We start from the raw sequence: 16,811 nt of genomic DNA, 5'->3' as shown, positions 1-16,811 counted from the left end.
TACGTCGAGGGCGCCGACGACCCGAACGCCGAGCTGGACGACCGCGAGCGCCGGCTGCCGCAGGTCGGCGAGGGCGACCCGCTGTCGGCCGAGGAGATCACGGTCGACGGGCACGCCACCAAGCCCCCGGCCCGCTACACCGAGGCCTCGCTGGTCAAGGAGCTGGAAGAGCGCGAGATCGGCCGCCCGTCGACGTACGCGTCGATCATCGGCACGATCCTCGACCGCGGCTATGTGTTCAAGAAGGGCACGGCACTCGTCCCGTCCTTCCTGTCCTTCGCCGTGGTCAACCTCCTGGAGAAGCACTTCGGGCGGCTCGTCGACTACGACTTCACCGCCAAGATGGAGGACGATCTCGACCGCATCGCGCGCGGCGAGGCGCAGGCTGTGCCGTGGCTGAAGCGGTTCTACTTCGGCGAAGGCACGGGTGCGGGCGGTGCCGCGGACGCCGGCAACGGCGACGGGGACCACCTCGGCGGCCTCAAGGAGCTGGTCACCGACCTGGGCGCGATCGACGCGCGCGAGGTGTCCTCGTTCCCGGTGGGCAACGACATCGTGCTGCGCGTCGGCCGCTACGGGCCGTACATCGAGCGCGGTGAGAAGGAGTCCGAGGGCCATCAGCGCGCCGACATCCCGTCCGACCTGGCCCCGGACGAGCTCACCGTCGAGCTCGCGGAGGAGCTGCTCGCCAAGCCGAGCGGCGACTTCGAGCTGGGCACGGACCCGGAGACCGGCCACACGATCGTCGCCAAGGACGGCCGCTACGGTCCGTACGTCACCGAGGTGCTGCCCGAGGGCACCCCGAAGACGGGCAAGAACGCCGTCAAGCCGCGTACGGCCTCGCTGTTCAAGTCGATGTCGCTGGACACGGTGACGCTTGAGGACGCGCTGAAGCTGATGTCGCTTCCGCGGATCGTCGGCACCGACGCGGACGGCGTCGAGATCACCGCGCAGAACGGCCGCTACGGCCCGTATCTGAAGAAGGGCACGGACTCGCGGTCGCTGCAGTCCGAGGACCAGCTCTTCACGATCACGCTGGAGGAGGCGCAGGCGATCTACGCCCAGCCGAAGCAGCGTGGCCGGGCGGCCGCCAAGCCGCCGCTGAAGGAGCTGGGCGAGGACCCGGTCAGCGGCAAGCCGGTCGTCGTCAAGGACGGCCGCTTCGGCCCGTACGTCACCGACGGCGAGACCAACGCGACCCTGCGCTCCGGCGACAGTGTCGAGACGATCACCCCGGAGCGCGGTTTCGAACTGCTCGCCGAGAAGCGTGCGAAGGGGCCCGCCAAGAAGACGGCCAAGAAGGCGGCCGCGAAGAAGGCTCCTGCGAAGAAGGCGACGGCCGCGAAGAAGACCGCCGCCAAGAAGACGACCGCAGCGAAGACGACCGCCGCGAAGAAGACCACGGCGGTCAAGAAGACGGCCGCCAAGAAGGCGACGGCTTCGAAGACGGTGTCGGACGACTGAACCGAGGCCGGCCGGCAACGGACCGCCCCTCACCGCGGATTCGCGAAACGAACGCCCCGGCATCACTTCGGTGTCGGGGCGTGCGGACGTTCGGGCATGGGCACTGGAGTGTCGGTGCGGCCCGATAGGCTGAACGCATGACGCGAGCCGAGCAGCCAACGGCCCATCACCCCGCCCCCGACGACACGCTGGTCGCGGACTCCCGCGAGCGTGCCGTCCGTGCGCTGCTGCGCCGACCGCAACTGAAGCGGTTGTGGAGCGCACAGCTGGTGAGCGGGGTCGGTGACGTCCTCGCGCTTCTCGTGCTGGTCGTCCTCGTCCTCCAGGCGGCGATCGCCGAGGGGGCGTTCGGCGGAGGCTACCGGGGCGTGGCGTTCGCAGTGGCGACCGTGTTCGGGGTGCGCATCCTTGCGACGCTGCTCTTCGGAGCCGTGCTCCTCGGCCCGCTCACCGCGCTCACCTCCCAGGACGGCCCGCTGGACCGCCGCTGGACCATGGTCGGCGCGGACGGTCTGCGGGCCGCGCTGCTGATCGTCGCCCCGCTGTGGATCGACTGGATGCCCGAGGACGCTCTCGCCGTGCTCCTGGTGACCGTCTTCGTCACCGGTGTCGCCGAGCGCTTCTGGACGGTCTGCCGCGAAAGCGCCGCCCCCGCGCTGCTGCCGGCCCCGCCCCCGGAGGGCGCGACCGTACGACCGCTGCCGGACCGCATGGACGCGCTGCGCCGTCTGTCGCTGCGCACCACCTTCGTGGCGGTCCCCCTTGCGGGTGCCGCGCTCGTGGTCGCGGGATTGTTCAACAATCTGCTGGGTGCGGGGATCGACTGGTTCGGCCAGCACCAGGCGGCCCTCGGTTCGTACGTCGCGGCCGGTCTGTTCGCCGCGTCCCTGTCCGTCCTGACCTTCCTGGAGCTGCCCGGCACGCGTACCCCGCGCGCGCGGTCGCCGCTCGAGGGACTGCGCCGCCCGAGGACGGGCACGGGTGCCGACAAGGGCCGCACCGGCGCGATCCCGCTGCTGGTGCTCGCCTGCGCCGCTGTCGCCGGAGCGGTCGCCACGGCTGTGGCCGTCGCCGTGCTGCACGCCAAGGACCTGGGCGGCGGCCCGGTGACGTACGGGCTGCTGGTGCTCGCGCTGACCGGCGGTGTCGCCGTCGGCATCCGTACGGCACCGAAGGTGCTGACGTCGCTGTCGCGGCGCCGGATGCTCGCGCTGGCGATCGCCTTCACCGGCGTGGCGCTGCTGGCCGCCGGGCTCGTCGCGGACGTCACCACTGTGCTGCTGATCGCCGCGCTGGCCGGCGTCGGCGCGGGCATGGCCGCCAACACCGGGCATGCGCTCCTCGACCAGGAGGCCGAGGACTTCCGGCGGGCCCGGACCACTGAGCACCTGCACGCGGTGGTACGGGTCTGTGTGGCGCTCGGCGCGCTGATCGCGCCCCTGGTGGCGGCTCTGATCGGGCCGCACCGGCTGGAGAACGGCAAGTTCGTGTTCGCGCACGGCGGGGCGGCGTTCACGCTGATGCTGGTCGGTGCGCTGCTGCTGCCGGTGGCCGCGCTGGTGCTGGCCAAGCTCGACGACCGTTCCGGCGTACCGCTGCGGCACGACCTGCGGGACGCGCTGCTCGGCGGCGACGACCCGGTGCAGGCTCCGACGACCTCCGGTTTCTTCATCGCCCTGGAAGGCGGCGACGGCGCCGGAAAGTCCACCCAGGCCGAGGCGCTCGCCGAGTGGATAAGGGCCAAGGGCCACGAGGTCGTGCTGACCCGCGAGCCCGGGGCGACCCCGGTGGGCAAGCGGCTGCGGTCGATCCTGCTGGACGTGTCGAGCGCCGGGCTCTCGCACCGGGCGGAAGCGCTGCTGTATGCGGCGGACCGCGCCGAACACGTGGACACGGTGGTGCGGCCTGCGCTGGAGCGCGGCGCGGTCGTCATCTCCGACCGCTACATCGATTCCTCGGTGGCGTACCAGGGCGCGGGCCGTGACCTGTCCCCGACCGAGATCGCCCGCATCAACCGGTGGGCGACGCACGGGCTCGTACCGCACCTGACCGTTCTGCTGGATGTCTCGCCGGAGGCCGCGCGGGAGCGGTTCACGGAGGCGCCGGACCGGCTGGAGTCGGAGCCGGCCGAGTTCCACACGCGCGTGCGGTCCGGTTTCCTGACGCTGGCCTCGTCCGACCCCGGGCGGTACCTGGTCGTCGACGCCGGGCAGGAGCCCGAGGCCGTGTCGACGGTGATCCGGGCCCGGCTGGACCAGATGCTGCCGCTGTCCGAGGCCGAGGTGAAGGCCCAGGAGGAGGCGCGGAAGAAGGCCGAGGAGGAGGCCCGCCGCAAGGCCGAGGAGGAGGCCGCCCGCAAGGCTGAGGAGGAGCGCCTGGAGCGCGAGCGCCAGGAGCAGCTCGAGCGGCTGCGCGCCGAGGAGGAGGAGCGCAAGCGGCGCGAGCTGGAGGAGGCGCAGCGGCGCGAGGCCGAACGGCAGGCGGAGGAGGCCCGGCAGCGGGCCGAGGAAGCGCGCCGCCGGGCGGAGGAGGAGCGGGTGCGTCTCCTGGCCGAGGAGAAGGCGCGGGCCGAGGAAGAGGCCCGGCGCAAGGCCGAGGAGGAACGGCGCCGCAGGCAGGCCGAGGAGGAGGCCCGGCTGCGGGCCGAGGCGGAGGAACGCCGACTGGAGAAGCAGCGCAAGGCCGAGGAGGCGCTGCTGCGGGCCGAGGAGGCCCGGCGGGCGGCCGAGCAGGCCGCTGCGGCGGCCGCGGCGGGCCCCCGGCAGCCGACGGTTCCGGCCACGCCACCGGTCCCGCCGGAGGCGGCGACCGTCCCGACGCCGGTCGTGAAGCCCACGGGCGGGCCGCAGGAGGAGACGACGGTCCTGCGGCCGGTACGGGACGAAACGCCGGGCAGTGACGAGCCCTCCGGTGACTCCGGGGCCGACTCCGAGGTGACCGCCGAACTGCCGCAGCCGCCCGCTCCTCAGGGGGCGGCGGACGAGACGGCCGTACTGCCGCCGGTCGGTTCGGCGGATGAGACTGCTGTGCTGCCGCCGGTGGCGCCCGGCGCCGAGGGCGAGACCGCGGTGCTGCCTCCCGTGCCGGGCGAGAACCCCGTGGACCGGGTTCCGCCGGGATTCTTCCGGGACGAGCGGCCGGGGGCCGGACCGGACGGCGGCGAGGACCGTACGCGGGAGCTGCCCCAGGTCGACGCCGAGGGGACGCCGCAGCGGCGCCCGCGGCCGGACTGGGCCGAGGAGACCCCGCTGGACGATCTGCCCACCTTGGCGGACGAGCTGCTCGGGCCCCGCGAGGACGCGTACGACGACGAGCAGGGCCGTCGAGGACGGGGCAGGGGCCGCTGAACCGCGGGGTGGCGGCCGGCGCGGGCTCCGTTGTCAGTGGTCGCCCCCACAATGGATGGCGTACCGCGGAGTGTGACGGAAGGGCGGCGTGACCCCATGAGCGTGTGGGACGACCTCGTCGGGCAGGAGAAGGTGAGCGAGCAGCTCACCGCCGCTGCCCGGGACGCCGACGCCCTGGTCACTGCAGCCGCGGCCGACGCCCCGCTGCCCGAGGCGTCCAGAATGACGCATGCCTGGCTGTTCACCGGGCCGCCCGGGGCAGGACGGACGCAGGTGGCGCGGGCATTCGCCGCCGCGTTGCAGTGCGTGAGCCCCGACCGCGCCCTGGGCGGCGCCCCCGGCTGCGGCTTCTGCGACGGGTGTCACACAGCGCTGGTCGGCACCCACGCCGACGTCACGACCGTCGTGGCCGTGGGCGCTCAGATCCTCGTCGACGACATGCGGGACACGGTCCGCAAGTCGTTCACCTCACCGGCGAACGGCCGCTGGCAGGTGATCCTCGTCGAGGACGCCGAGCGGCTGAACGAGAAGTCCGCCAACGCCGTCCTCAAGGCCGTAGAGGAACCCGCCCCCCGCACGGTCTGGCTGCTGTGCGCCCCCTCTCTCGAAGACGTCCTGCCCACCATCCGCTCCCGCTGCCGCCACCTGAACCTGCGCACGCCCTCCGTGGACGCCGTCGCCGATATGCTCGTACGACGCGAGGGCGTCGAACCGGACGTCGCGGCCGCGGCGGCCCGTGCGACGCAGGGGCACGTGGACCGGGCCCGCCGACTCGCCACCGACCCGGCTGCCCGAGAACGCCGGGCCACCGTGCTGAAGCTGCCGCTCCGCATCGATGACATCGGCGGCTGCCTCAAGGCCGCCCAGGAGCTGGTCGACGCGGCCGCGGAGGACGCCAAGCAGCTCGCCGAGGAGATCGACGTCAAGGAGACGGAGGAGCTGAAGGCAGCGCTGGGCGCAGCCCAGGGCGGCCGGATGCCGCGCGGTACGGCGGGTGTGATGAAGGAGCTGGAGGACAAGCAGAAGCGCCGCAGGACGCGTACCCAGCGCGACAGCCTCGACCTCGCGCTCACCGACCTCACCGCCTTCTACCGCGATGTCCTCGCCCTCCAGCTCGGCTCCCGGATCGCGCTCGCCAACACGGACGCCGAGGACACCCTGGAGCGGCTCGCCCGCGGCAGCTCCCCGGAGTCCACCCTGCGTCGCATCGAGGCGATCGCCGCCTGCCGAGACGCCCTCGACCGCAATGTGGCGCCCCTGCTGGCCGTGGAGGCGATGACGATGGCGCTCAGATCGGGGTGACGGGGCGGGCCGCCCCGCCGTGGGCGGCGTAGGTCGGCCGCGGTGGCCCACCTGCCGCGTGTCGGTCAGGCGGAGTGAAGCCCCTTTGCCGTGGGCGTCGTGTTGACGGCGTACCTCGTTCGAGGGACAGCCCGCACTCGTCCGTGGCACAAGCTGTACATGCCGTGCCCAATCCATCGCACAGCGTTACGCTCGCTGAATGTACACAAGGCGCACCCACCGCTGGTCAAGGACCATGTTCAGTGCCAGGTCCCGTACCGGAGCCACCCTCGTCGCCGTCGCGGCGCTGCTCCTCTCCGCCTGTTCCTCCGGGAGCTCGACGAGTTCGGCGACCTCCGCGGCCGGGGCGGCGGAAGTGACCGCGCTGCCCCGGGCCACCCCGTCCGACCTGGCTCCGTACTACGGGCAGAAGCTGAAATGGCGTGCCTGCGGTGTCTCCGGCTTCGAGTGCGCCACCCTGCGTGCGCCACTCGACTACGCCGAGCCGGCCGAGGGCGACGTGCGGCTGGCCGTGGCCCGCAAGAAGGCCACAGGCCCGGGCACACGGCTGGGCTCGCTGCTGGTGAACCCGGGCGGACCGGGCGGCTCGGCGATCACCTACCTCCAGTCGTACGCCGGTGTCGGCTACCCGGCGGAGGTCCGCGCCCGCTACGACCTGGTCGCGGTCGATCCGCGCGGCGTCGCCCGCAGCGAGCCCGTCGAGTGTCTCGACGCGCGAGAGATGGACAGGTACACGCAGACCGACGTCACGCCCGACGACAAGCGGGAGGTCGACGGACTCGTGGACGCCTACAAGGAGTTCGCGGAAGGGTGCGGCAAGCAGTCGCCCGCGCTGCTGCGGCACCTCTCGACAATCGAGGCGGCCCGGGACATGGACGTCCTGCGGGCGGCCCTCGGGGACGAGAAGTTGACGTATGTGGGGGCGTCGTACGGCACGTTCCTCGGAGCGACGTACGCCGGGCTCTTCCCACAGCGGGCGGGACGGCTCGTCCTGGACGGCGCGATCGACCCGTCGCTGCCCGCGCGCCGGCTGAACCTCGACCAGACGGCGGGCTTCGAGACGGCGCTGACCGCGTTCGCGAAGGACTGCGTACGGCACACCGACTGCCCTCTCGGCAGGCCGGGGACGCCACCGGAGCAGGTCGGACGCAACCTGAAGGCGTTTTTCGACAAGCTCGACGCGAGGCCGCTGCCCACCGGCGACGCGGACGGCCGCAGGCTCACCGAGTCCCTCGGCACCACCGGCGTGATCACGGCGATGTACGACGAGGCGGCCTGGCAGCAGTTGCGCGAGGCGCTGACCTCGGCGATGAGGGAGAACGACGGCGCGGGTCTGCTGGCCCTGTCCGACACGTACTACGAGCGGGACCCCGACGGCGAATACTCGAACCTGATGTTCGCCAACGCCGCCGTGAACTGCCTGGACCTCCCGCCCGCCTTCGACGCCCCGGACCAGGTCCGTGAGGCGCTCCCCGCCTTCGAGAAGGCATCCCCGGTCTTCGGCGAGACCCTCGCCTGGGCCTCCCTGAACTGCGCGTACTGGCCGGTCGCGCCCACCGGCGAGCCGAAGCGCATCGAGGCGAAGGGCGCCGCCCCGATCGTCGTGGTCGGCACCACCCGGGACCCGGCGACCCCGTACCGCTGGGCCCGGTCCCTGTCCCGCCAGCTCTCCTCCGGCCGCCTCCTCACCTACCAGGGTGACGGTCACACCGCCTACGGCCGCGGCAGCGACTGCATCGACCGCACGATCAACGCGTACCTTCTGCGGGGCACCCCTCCGGCGGAGGGAAAGCGCTGCTCGTAACGCACGTCACCAGCCCCAGGGGCCTGGGGCTCCGGGGCTGGTACGGAGCACCGCCGGGATCTGTGTAGACTTACCGACGTTGCTGATCGCACCATAGTGCGGACAGCGCGCCGCCTTAGCTCAGATGGCCAGAGCAACGCACTCGTAATGCGTAGGTCTCGGGTTCGAATCCCGAAGGCGGCTCCGGCAAAGGCCAGGTCACATAGCTCGTGACCTGGCCTTTTGTGTTGCTCAGGGCATGACGCGTCACACGGCCGGGGTGCCGCGAGTTGGCTTGCGTGAGCGATGCGTGAGCGGAGCGGGCCGGTGCCCTACTTCTTGGGCTTCTTCCGCTTGCCCTTCCTCTTGGCCCTGGCCTCGGCTTTCGCCTTGGCTGCCGCCTTCTTCGCGGCCTTGCGGGCCTCCTCCGCCTCGGTCTTCCGCTGAAGCGGGACCAGCTTGGCGGTGGCCTCGGCGGCGTTCTTGCCGACCTGCGGCAGGACGCTCTGGTAGATGTCCCGCGTGATCCGGGTATCGCTGTGCCCGAGCGTGTCCGACACGATCTTCACGTCGATGCCGGCGGCGAGCATGAGTGTGGCCGCCCCGTGCCGAGGTCGTGCATCCGGATCGGCGGGAGCCCGGAGGCGGCGACCAGGCGCTCGAAGAGGTCGGTCACCTTGCCGGGATGGAGCCAGGAGCCGTCTTCTTGGGTGAAGACCATGCCGGTCTCGACCCAGGCTGATCCCCACTCCTCGCGGTCCGCGTCCTGCTGTTCGCGGTGCCGCTTCAGGACGTTGACGGTGTCGTCGTCGAGCGCGACCACGCGGAAGCCGCTGTCCGTCTTGGGCTCGGAGGTCTCGACCTCCCACCCGTCCTGGACGAGCTGGGCGGAGACGGTCAGGGAGTGGTCATCGAGGTTGGTCTCCGACCAGGGCTGCCCACATGCCTCGCCCCGCCGCAGGCCGCGGAAGGCGATCAGGTGCCACATCGCGTACAGCCGGTCCTCCGCGACGAAGTCGAGGAACGCGCCAGTCTGTTCGGGCGTCCAGACCATCACGGGCGAGGGCTTCTCGCCCGTCTGCTCCCACTTGGCGACCCGCGCGTCCGTCCACACCAGAGCCTTCGGCTTGCGCACAGGATCGAGTTCGACGTGGGCCGCCGGGTTGAAGGTGAGGATCTGCTGGCTGATCGCGTCGTTCAGCGCAGCCCGCAGGGTGGCCTTGATACGCAGCCGGGTAGCCGGACCGGTCACACGCCGGAACGGCGGCATGGCATCCATCGCCGTCTTCATCACCTTGCGGCGAGCGCGGTTGTCCGTGCCCTTCCACGGCACGGTGGCCAACTCCTCAACCGCGGCCCGGCGCTGGGCGTTCTGCTCCAGGATCTCGGCATTGGCGTCGGCGATGGCCGTGAACATGTCGCTGAGGTGGCTCACGCGTAGGCGGTCGAGGCGGTGGTGGCCGATCCGGGGCTTCAAATGGAACCGGATGTCGGTCTCGTAGCGGCTGAGGCCCGACTTGCGGATGCGCTTGCCGTCGAGCCATCGGTCGAGCCACTCACTGACGGTCAGGCGGCCGATCAGATCCTGACCGGACTTCAGGCGCCGCCGGGTTTCCTCGACATCGGGCAGCGGCGACTTCTGGTCGCCGACCTCCTCCAGCATGGCGGCGATCAGCTCCATGCCCTCGGGGTGGGCCACACCTATCCGGTGGACGTGCACGAGACGCTGCGAGAGGGCAACCGCTTCGCGGCCCGCTACACCACCAGCCGGGACGGGAATCCGGAGCGGCCGCAGGAAGTCTTCGCCTTCGGTGAGTTCGCCCCTGACGTCCGTGTCCGGTCGGTCCGCTTCGCGCTCGATCCCGGCTATGACGCGGCGTAGGGGTCTGACGAGTCGACGGGGGCGGTCCGGACGGGGATGAAGCAGGTGTTGTCGGCAGGTACGCCTTCGTGCTCGTGGCCGTCGTCATCCTGGTACCGCCAGGTGAAGCGCAGGCCGTGGGCTGAGGTGATGTCCGGGCTGTCCATGAGCTGGAAGTGCAGGTGGGGCTCGGCGGAGTTGCCCGAGTTGCCGCACTCGGCCAGTGGCTGACCGGCCGTCACGTGGTCCCCGACATCCACTTTCAGCGAGTGGCGCCGCAGGTGTGCGAAGACGGCGTAGGCTCCGTTGCCCAAGTCGAGGATCAGGTGGTTGCCGAGTAGGTGGCGCGGCAGACCTAGTGAGCGCACGAAGCCCTCCGGGAGCACGTAGAGCAGGCCGGCCAGGGAGGTACGCGTCAGGTGGTCGCGCTGGCTGTCATGGGCGGCGATCACCCGGCCGTTCGCAGGCGCGAGCATCGGTTCACCGAAGGACGGGTAGGACCCGGGGCGCCGCGTCAGCGGCCACAGCCACACGGGTTCCGGCGCCGGGCGGCGGGCCAGGTCGATGGCGTAAGTCTGCGCGAGGTTGTGAGTGTGGCTGGGCACCTTGGTGGCGGGCCCATTGCGGGCCATCCAGCGGCCGTTCACGGGGATGTCCAGTGCCAACGGTGGGGCCTCTTCACTCGGTGGGCGCTGGGCTCGCGTCATCGCCTGCCGCATAAGCAGACCTGTCGCCAGCAGGGCGAGTCCGACGAGCCATAACGGTCCGATGCCTTTGCCGTTGACGAGGATGCACGTGGCGCCGGCGGCCAGCACCAGGCCGTGGCGTTTCCACAGGGACTGTGACATGTGGGGGCCTTTCGGTGGGGGGACTTGCAGGTGGGCGCAGCATTCCAGAGTCCTGTTCTGCCGGCCCACCCGGGACCTCAACGCGGGGGCGACTGTGTGTGGGAGGTGGCCTTCTTCGAGTTGTTGATCGGCCATGTAGTCAGGGATATAGCCGATCCGCAGTCTCTCGTGTCTGCGGTGCCCTGGCACACCTTCAACCGACCGGTGGTGGTCAGTCGATAGGGGCTCAGTCGAACGTTGACGCGAGAGACTCCGTCACCGCATTGGGTGGAGTGTTTGGCATAGGGAGAAGGGACGAAGTCACGGGTCCACTGGACCCAGACCGAAGAGCATTCGGTGCCTGTGTTCCGGAGTTCTCCCTCGACCACAAGATCTGTCCCGCTATCGTTCTGTTCGGTCCATCGGGTACCGGACGCGATGGACGAACCGTGGGTTGCCGACCACTCCACCGGAGCAGCCGCCGAATCCGCGGGACTGGCTGCCGCCCAGTTCGCTGAGGAAGATAAGGCAGCGATGACGACAGCAATGGTCGAGAGTGTTCGCTTTGCTGACTTGAGGTTCATGTGGAATCACCTGGGTTTCCTGGGGAGATTGTGCAGTGGATGGTTCCTTGCTGATGTTTCAGGGCCATGCTCCCGAGGTGGTGACGGAGTCTGTCGTGGTACTCCGCTGCCCTGAACTATCTGCCGTCGCTTCGGCGGTGGGTTTCGCCAACGAATCCCTCCTTGAGGTCGGCACCTGCATCAGCGCTAGCTGGCAGGTCAATGCTATGAAGGGAGAGAGGAAATGCAAGGGTGAGTCGAATGAGAGGTCTGATGTGTGACTCTTTCAAGTCAACTTCCCCTGGCCGGATCTCTGGAACATTCCCGAATTGGTAAGGGTGCTGTTCGTGGCCGCTATGCTCACCTTGCAGCTCTTGCTGGGATTTGTCGCACGACCGCTGGTGCCCCGTTAGCGCGTTATCAAATCCCTTCATGTTTACACAACCTCTTGATGGAGGAGATTTCTGATGCTTCTCCTTGAGTGAAGCGGGTTGCCGGAGTCGGCTAATGTCTCTAATGCCTTCCAGGCGCGGGGCGATGCTGGTATTGGTTGCGTGGCATCTGGTAAGGCGGTGGCGATGCTGTCGCCGTGAGCCGTTGGCAAGTCGAGCCTGCTTCGTGTTCGGTCGGGGAGGGTGGCGGAGGGCCGCCCGAGGGTAGGCAGTCGCGGCCGCAGACACGGTCCCGCGACCACGGGCCACGGCCAACGGCTCTTGACCAGGCACACCGACACGCACAGACCACGGTCCATGGACCAGGATGGGGGAACACCGATGACAACTGTTCACGCGTCGCTCGATGGACGGGGCGGTGCACCGCCGCAGAGCGACACGGTCATCGACGTACGCGAATTGTGGATGGGCTATCGCAGTCAGGACGTACTGAAGGGGGTCGGCTTCACGGCCCGGCGGGGTGAGGTACTCGTTCTGCTCGGCCCGAACGGCGCTGGCAAGACGACCACGATCGAGATCCTGGAGGGCTTCCGGATGCGCTCGTCCGGTGACGTCGCCGTGCTGGGCACCGATCCGGCGCACGGGGACGAGCGGTGGCGAGCGCGGCTCGGCATCGTGCTGCAGTCTTGGCGCGACCACGGTAAGTGGCGGGTACGGGACTTGCTGGCCCATTTAGGCTCCTACTACGCGCCGTACTCGACCACGTTCGTGCGTCGTCCGTGGGGCGTCGACGAGCTCCTCGCCGCCGTTGGGCTGACCGAGCAGGCGTACAAGCGGGTCGGAACGCTGTCTGGGGGACAGCGCAGGCGGCTCGACGTGGCCATCGGTATCGTGGGCAGGCCCGAACTGCTGTTCCTTGACGAGCCGACGGCGGGCTTGGATCCGGAGGCCAGGAGCGAGTTCCACAGCCTGGTGCGCGGGCTCGCGGACGAGAACACCACGGTCTTGCTGACCACCCACGATCTCGCCGAGGCGGAGAAGCTCGGTGACCGGATCCTCATCCTGGCCGGCGGCCGGATTGTCGCGGACGGCTCCGCTGAGGAACTGGCCCAACAGGCGTCAGCCGAGGCCACTGTGCGCTGGACTCGGGACGGGCAGCCCTTCGAGCAGGAGACGGCGGAGCCTACTCAGTTCGTCCGTCGACTGTTCGAGGAGCACGGCGGCGCGATTGGTGACCTGGAGGTGCGCCGGGCAAATCTGGAGGACACCTACCTGCTGATGGTCAGGGAGTGGGAGGCGGGGAACCTCACCGGCGAGCGGGCGGCACACACCTTTGGGGAGGGATCGCGATGAACCCGGTGTGGTATGCGGCACGAGCCGGGGTGCGGCGCGGCTGGACGGAGCTGCGGCAGACCTTCACCACGGGTCAGGACCTGTTCGGGCACGCCCTGTGGACAGTTCTGCTGATCGTGCCGATGTTCCTGGTCAGGGACGATCCGCTGAAGGGCGCAGGCATCTCGGCCGGCGCGTTCATGCTGCCGAGCATGTTGGGAATGACGCTTGCGTTCACTGGGGTGATGACCACGGCACAGTTGCTCGCGGCCGAGCGCGAGGACGGCACCCTGCTGCGGGCGAAGGCCGTGCCGCACGGCATGGTCGGTCACCTGGTCGGCAAGATCATCTTGGTGTCGGGCACTGCGCTGGTCTCCATGGCTCTTGCCCTGGTTGCCGGTGTGTTCCTGGTCGACGGTGTGGCCCGGCAGGGCGGCGGAGCATGGCTGACGCTGCTGTGGGTCGTGCCGTTGGGTCTCCTGGCGAGCCTGCCGATCGGCGCCGTCATCGGGGCCCTTGTGGAAAGCCCTCGCACCGTCGGGCTGCTGATGCTCCCCGTGATGGGCCTCGTCGTGATCTCCGGAATCTACTTTCCGCTGACGAAGCTGCCCGAGTGGTTGCAGGCCGTCGGGCAGGTCTTCCCCGTGTACTGGCTCGGGCTCGGCCTCCGCTCGGCGCTGCTTCCGGCCGACGCTGTCGCTGCTGAGATCGGCGAGTCCTGGCGACATCTGGAGACGGCAGGGGTGCTGGGCGTCTGGGCGGTCGCCGGACTGTTGCTCGCCCCCTCCGTCCTGCGCAGGATGGCCCGCCGCGAGTCCGGTTCGGCAGTGGCGGAACGGCGCCGGAAGGCAATGCAGCGGGTCGGCTGATAGCAGCCCCACCTACGTACGCAGGCTGAGCGGGCATGCCAGTCTCGGGCTGGACAACGTGACGGAACGCGTGAGCGATGCGTGAGCGGATGGTGCGGCACTCGGTGGACTGGGTGTCATAGGGATCCACGGTCGCACGTCTCTGACCTGGCAAAACAGGATGCCGCGTCAGGTGTTGACACCAACGATCACGATCCTGCCAGCCCTCGTAATGCGTAGGTCTCGGGTTCGAATCCCGAAGGCGGCTCCGCCGAAGCCCAGCTCAGGCGGTGTCTGAGCTGGGCTTTTTCGTTCAGCGGATGCGGCGACGGCGGCGGGCGCGGGCCGCTCGGCTGTCCGTGGTCTCAGTTCTGGTCTCAATTGACGGTTCGGGACCGTGGTCCGGCTGACGCTCCGGGCTGGCTTCCGGGCGAGGCCTGAAGGTGTCGCCCACGCCGGTGCCACTCCGGGTTCAGTGAATCTGCACATCGAATGCGCAACCGCGGCAAGGTGTGCGAGGAATCTGCCAAAGCCCCTGCCGGACGGCGCTCCGTTCGTGCGGAGTGTCCTGTTCCGAATCACGGTGGCAATACCGGTGACGTCCCAGTGTCGCGCAGCATGTGGAGAAGTCGTCCCCAACTCGTGTGGATGCCTGCACGGATGCCGTAGTCCGCACGTTCAACTGTCCTGATGAGAGCATTGGTTGATTGGATGCCCGGCGCACTCCGTGCTTTGATCCTTTACGCCGCGAGGTCGCGCGACCGGTTTCCGGAAACGGGCGCCGCGTGCCTGCGGTCGAGGCCCGCCAGCAGTCCCCAGCGGGGCCACCCCCCTTGTGGATCATCCATACGAAGGGAAATCATCATGAACTCCGCTCACCAGGTTGAGACCGTCGAGATCTCCGACGCCGAGCTCGACAACGTCTCCGGCGGCCTGCACCTGAACCCGCACGCCAGCGTCGTCGTCGGCTCCATGGCGGTCAGCGACTCGTCTCTCCTGGCCCAGGCCGCCGCTGCCCAGAACGAGGTCCTCGGCGCCGTAGGCCAGTACCAGCACGCCAGCGTCAGCGCCTCCCTCTGACCGGCGGCCTGAACGCCACTCGGTGAGCCCCTTCCTGCCCAACGGTGTGGTCGGGGCGTTGGCGGACGCAGGCTGTGCGAACGACGAAGCTCCTGGCGGCAACGGGCTCTTGACTGAGAGCACCGGCGCCCGCCAGGAGCTTCGTGTGCTCGTCTGCCTGTTGGCGATCGGTCTGCCCGGCCACGCCCTGCGGTACTTGACCGGGCCGGACTATCGGGTACGCGCCGGCCAGGCCAGGGGCCGGCCACAGAGGTGCAGAAGCCTGAAGAGACTCGCCCCTGCCGGGGCACCGTTGCTGCTGTTGTGGCCCTCCGGTCCCGCTGAGCGGGCTCGAGCCCTGGCTGCGTGAGATGGCGGGGCGGGGTCAGCCGAGGAGGCGTACCGGGGTTCCGGCGAGGTAGGCACGGATGTTGTCGACGGCCTGGCCGTAGTAGCGCTCGTAGTTGGCCCGGGTGACGTAGCCGAGGTGTGGGGTGGCCAGGAGGCGGGGGGCCGTGCGCATCGGGTGGTCGGTGGGGAGGGGTTCCGTGTCGAAGACGTCGACGGCCGCGCCGGCGATACGGCCCTCGTGCAGGGCGGTGAGAAGGGCGTCCTGGTCGACGATCGCCGCGCGGGAGGTGTTGATCAGGTGGGCGGTCGGCTTCAGGAGGGCGAGTTCGGCGGGGCCGAGCAGGCCGCGGGTGCGGTCGCCGAGGGCCAGGTGGACGGAGACGAAGTCGCTGGTCGTGAGGAGGTCCTCCTTGGTGGCGGACCGGTGCACTCCGACCTCGTCCGCCCGCTCCTTGGTGAGGTTCTGGCTCCAGGCAGTGACCTCCATGCCGAAGGCGAGGCCGATCCGGGCGACCCGGCTGCCGATCTTGCCGAGACCCAGCAGGCCGAGCCGGCGGCCGTGCAGATCGGTGCCGACCGTCGACTGCCAGGGGCTGCCGGCGCGCAGGGCGTTGTTCTCCTGGACGATTCCGCGGGCCAGGCCCAGCAGCAGGGCCCAGGTGAGTTCGACCGGGGGAGTGGAGGAGCTCTCCGTGCCGCACACGGTGACGTCGTTGGCGCGGGCGGCGGCGTAGTCGATCACCGAGTTGCGCATGCCGGAGGCGATCAGCAGCTTCAGGCGGGGGAGGCGGTTCAGGAGCGTGGCCGGGAAGGGGACGCGTTCGCGCAGGGTCACCACGAAGTCGAAGTCCGCGAGGGCCGCGGCGAGTTCGTCCTCGGTGGCGAAGTGATCGGAGAAGGCGACGACCTCCACCTGGTCGATCACCGGTGACCAGTCGGCGACGGAGGTCGCGACGTTCTGGTAGTCGTCGAGCACGGCGCAGCGGAATCGCATTCGGCTCTCTCCCCGGGGTGTCGGTGTCTCCCCCAAGGGTGGCGGGCGATCCCGCGTGGAGGGACGCGGACCCCGGTCGTTCACCTCAGCCGACCGGAGCCCACGGGCGTCCCCGGATCCGGCCGCGGCGGCGACACTCCCCCGAGCGACGCGTGACGCGCGCACCGTCGGGCCAGATCCGTTGTAGTGATCACATCAGGCCCCACCAACGGATCGCTAACATGTGGCCAACGGTTCTCCACGTCGTTGTCGGCCAATTGGCGTGAAGTCGCCAGTCGGCGCCGGGATCGGTACCGGGAAACGGCCGGAACGGTAGCGGACTCCGGCGGAGGCCGTCATGGTGCGGGTGGCGGGAAACCGCCGTGACGAGGGCGGAAAACCGCCAGGAATGGTGGTCCTCCGTTGTGGAGCGCGGTCGAGCGGCGCGGGCGCGCGGGAATGCTGTGGGCGGTGTGATGCGGGGCGAACTGCGGTGCGGGCCTCGGTTCGGACTGCGGTTCGGTTTGCTTGGTTCGCCTGTGCTGTACGAGCCGTGTGAGGCGGAGTGGTGCGAGCCCAGGGGGGCGGACGACGCCGCAGGTGCTGGGGGTGCTGGGGGTGCTGGGGGTGCTGGGGGTGCTGGGGGTGCTGGGGGTGCTGGGGGCAGTGGGGCAGCTGGCGGCGCCGAGGGCGCGGGAAGTGCGGGTGG

General features: G+C 69.9%; 10 protein-coding genes, 1 tRNA gene and 1 pseudogene. 9 read left to right on the top strand and 3 right to left on the bottom strand.

The annotated features are described in order from the left end of the window. From ACTWQJ_RS26885 to ACTWQJ_RS26865, 5 genes are all read left to right on the top strand, one after another. On the top strand, positions 1 to 1,464 hold a 1,464-nt coding region (locus ACTWQJ_RS26885; protein ID WP_443309136.1), incomplete at its 5' end, for a topoisomerase C-terminal repeat-containing protein. Positions 1,465 to 1,601: 137 nt separating this feature from the next. Then, positions 1,602 to 4,811 (top strand): dTMP kinase, encoded by a 3,210-nt coding sequence (gene tmk / locus ACTWQJ_RS26880; protein ID WP_443309135.1) that lies wholly within the window; start codon positions 1,602 to 1,604, stop codon positions 4,809 to 4,811. Between the two features lie 96 nt (positions 4,812 to 4,907). After that, the gene (locus tag ACTWQJ_RS26875) at positions 4,908 to 6,113 is read left to right on the top strand and encodes a DNA polymerase III subunit delta' (protein WP_443309134.1); all 1,206 of its coding nucleotides are present in this window, start codon (positions 4,908 to 4,910) and stop codon (positions 6,111 to 6,113) included. Between the two features lie 199 nt (positions 6,114 to 6,312). Beyond that, on the top strand, positions 6,313 to 7,917 hold the full coding sequence (locus ACTWQJ_RS26870) for an alpha/beta hydrolase (protein WP_443309133.1): 1,605 nt from the start codon (positions 6,313 to 6,315) through the stop codon (positions 7,915 to 7,917). A gap of 109 nt (positions 7,918 to 8,026) precedes the next feature. Then, a tRNA-Thr gene (locus tag ACTWQJ_RS26865) sits at positions 8,027 to 8,100 on the top strand. A 128-nt stretch (positions 8,101 to 8,228) separates the two neighbouring features. On the opposite strand, the pseudogene ACTWQJ_RS26860 reads toward ACTWQJ_RS26865, so the two are convergent. Further along, positions 8,229 to 9,586: pseudogene (locus ACTWQJ_RS26860) on the bottom strand (tyrosine-type recombinase/integrase); the annotation flags it as partial. Between ACTWQJ_RS26860 and ACTWQJ_RS26855 the strand changes: the two are divergent. Then, positions 9,587 to 9,778 carry a hypothetical protein gene (locus tag ACTWQJ_RS26855; RefSeq protein WP_443309132.1) on the top strand — a complete coding sequence of 64 codons (192 nt, stop codon included), beginning with the start codon at positions 9,587 to 9,589 and terminating at the stop codon, positions 9,776 to 9,778. It begins immediately after the preceding pseudogene. Here the strand turns inward: ACTWQJ_RS26855 and ACTWQJ_RS26850 are convergent. Next, on the bottom strand, positions 9,763 to 10,605 hold the full coding sequence (locus ACTWQJ_RS26850) for a M23 family metallopeptidase (RefSeq protein ID WP_443309131.1): 843 nt from the start codon (positions 10,603 to 10,605) through the stop codon (positions 9,763 to 9,765). The two genes, ACTWQJ_RS26855 and ACTWQJ_RS26850, sit on opposite strands and share 16 nt — an antisense overlap. Positions 10,606 to 11,920: 1,315 nt before the next feature. On the opposite strand from ACTWQJ_RS26850, the gene ACTWQJ_RS26845 reads away from it, so the two are divergent. The 3 genes from ACTWQJ_RS26845 (at position 11,921) to ACTWQJ_RS26835 (ending at position 14,799) form a co-directional block, all read left to right on the top strand. Continuing rightward, positions 11,921 to 12,892, top strand: a complete 972-nt coding sequence (locus ACTWQJ_RS26845) for an ABC transporter ATP-binding protein (RefSeq protein ID WP_443309130.1) — start codon at positions 11,921 to 11,923, stop codon at positions 12,890 to 12,892. Further along, positions 12,889 to 13,740, top strand: coding sequence for an ABC transporter permease (locus tag ACTWQJ_RS26840; protein WP_443309129.1), 852 nt, complete (start codon positions 12,889 to 12,891; stop codon positions 13,738 to 13,740). Before ACTWQJ_RS26845 ends, ACTWQJ_RS26840 begins: the two co-directional genes overlap by 4 nt. 843 nt (positions 13,741 to 14,583) lie before the next feature. Further along, positions 14,584 to 14,799 (top strand): hypothetical protein, encoded by a 216-nt coding sequence (locus ACTWQJ_RS26835; protein ID WP_443309128.1) that lies wholly within the window; start codon positions 14,584 to 14,586, stop codon positions 14,797 to 14,799. A gap of 364 nt (positions 14,800 to 15,163) precedes the next feature. Here ACTWQJ_RS26835 and ACTWQJ_RS26830 read toward each other — a convergent pair whose 3' ends face one another. After that, positions 15,164 to 16,123, bottom strand: a complete 960-nt coding sequence (locus ACTWQJ_RS26830; RefSeq protein WP_443309127.1) for a D-2-hydroxyacid dehydrogenase family protein — start codon at positions 16,121 to 16,123, stop codon at positions 15,164 to 15,166. Positions 16,124 to 16,811 lie beyond the last annotated feature (688 nt).

It is taken from the genome of Streptomyces sp. KR55 (assembly GCF_052245645.1).
Lineage (GTDB): Bacteria > Actinomycetota > Actinomycetes > Streptomycetales > Streptomycetaceae > Streptomyces > Streptomyces flavusporus.
Note: the sequence above shows the minus strand (reverse complement) of the source record. Positions and strands in the feature narration are given on the sequence as shown.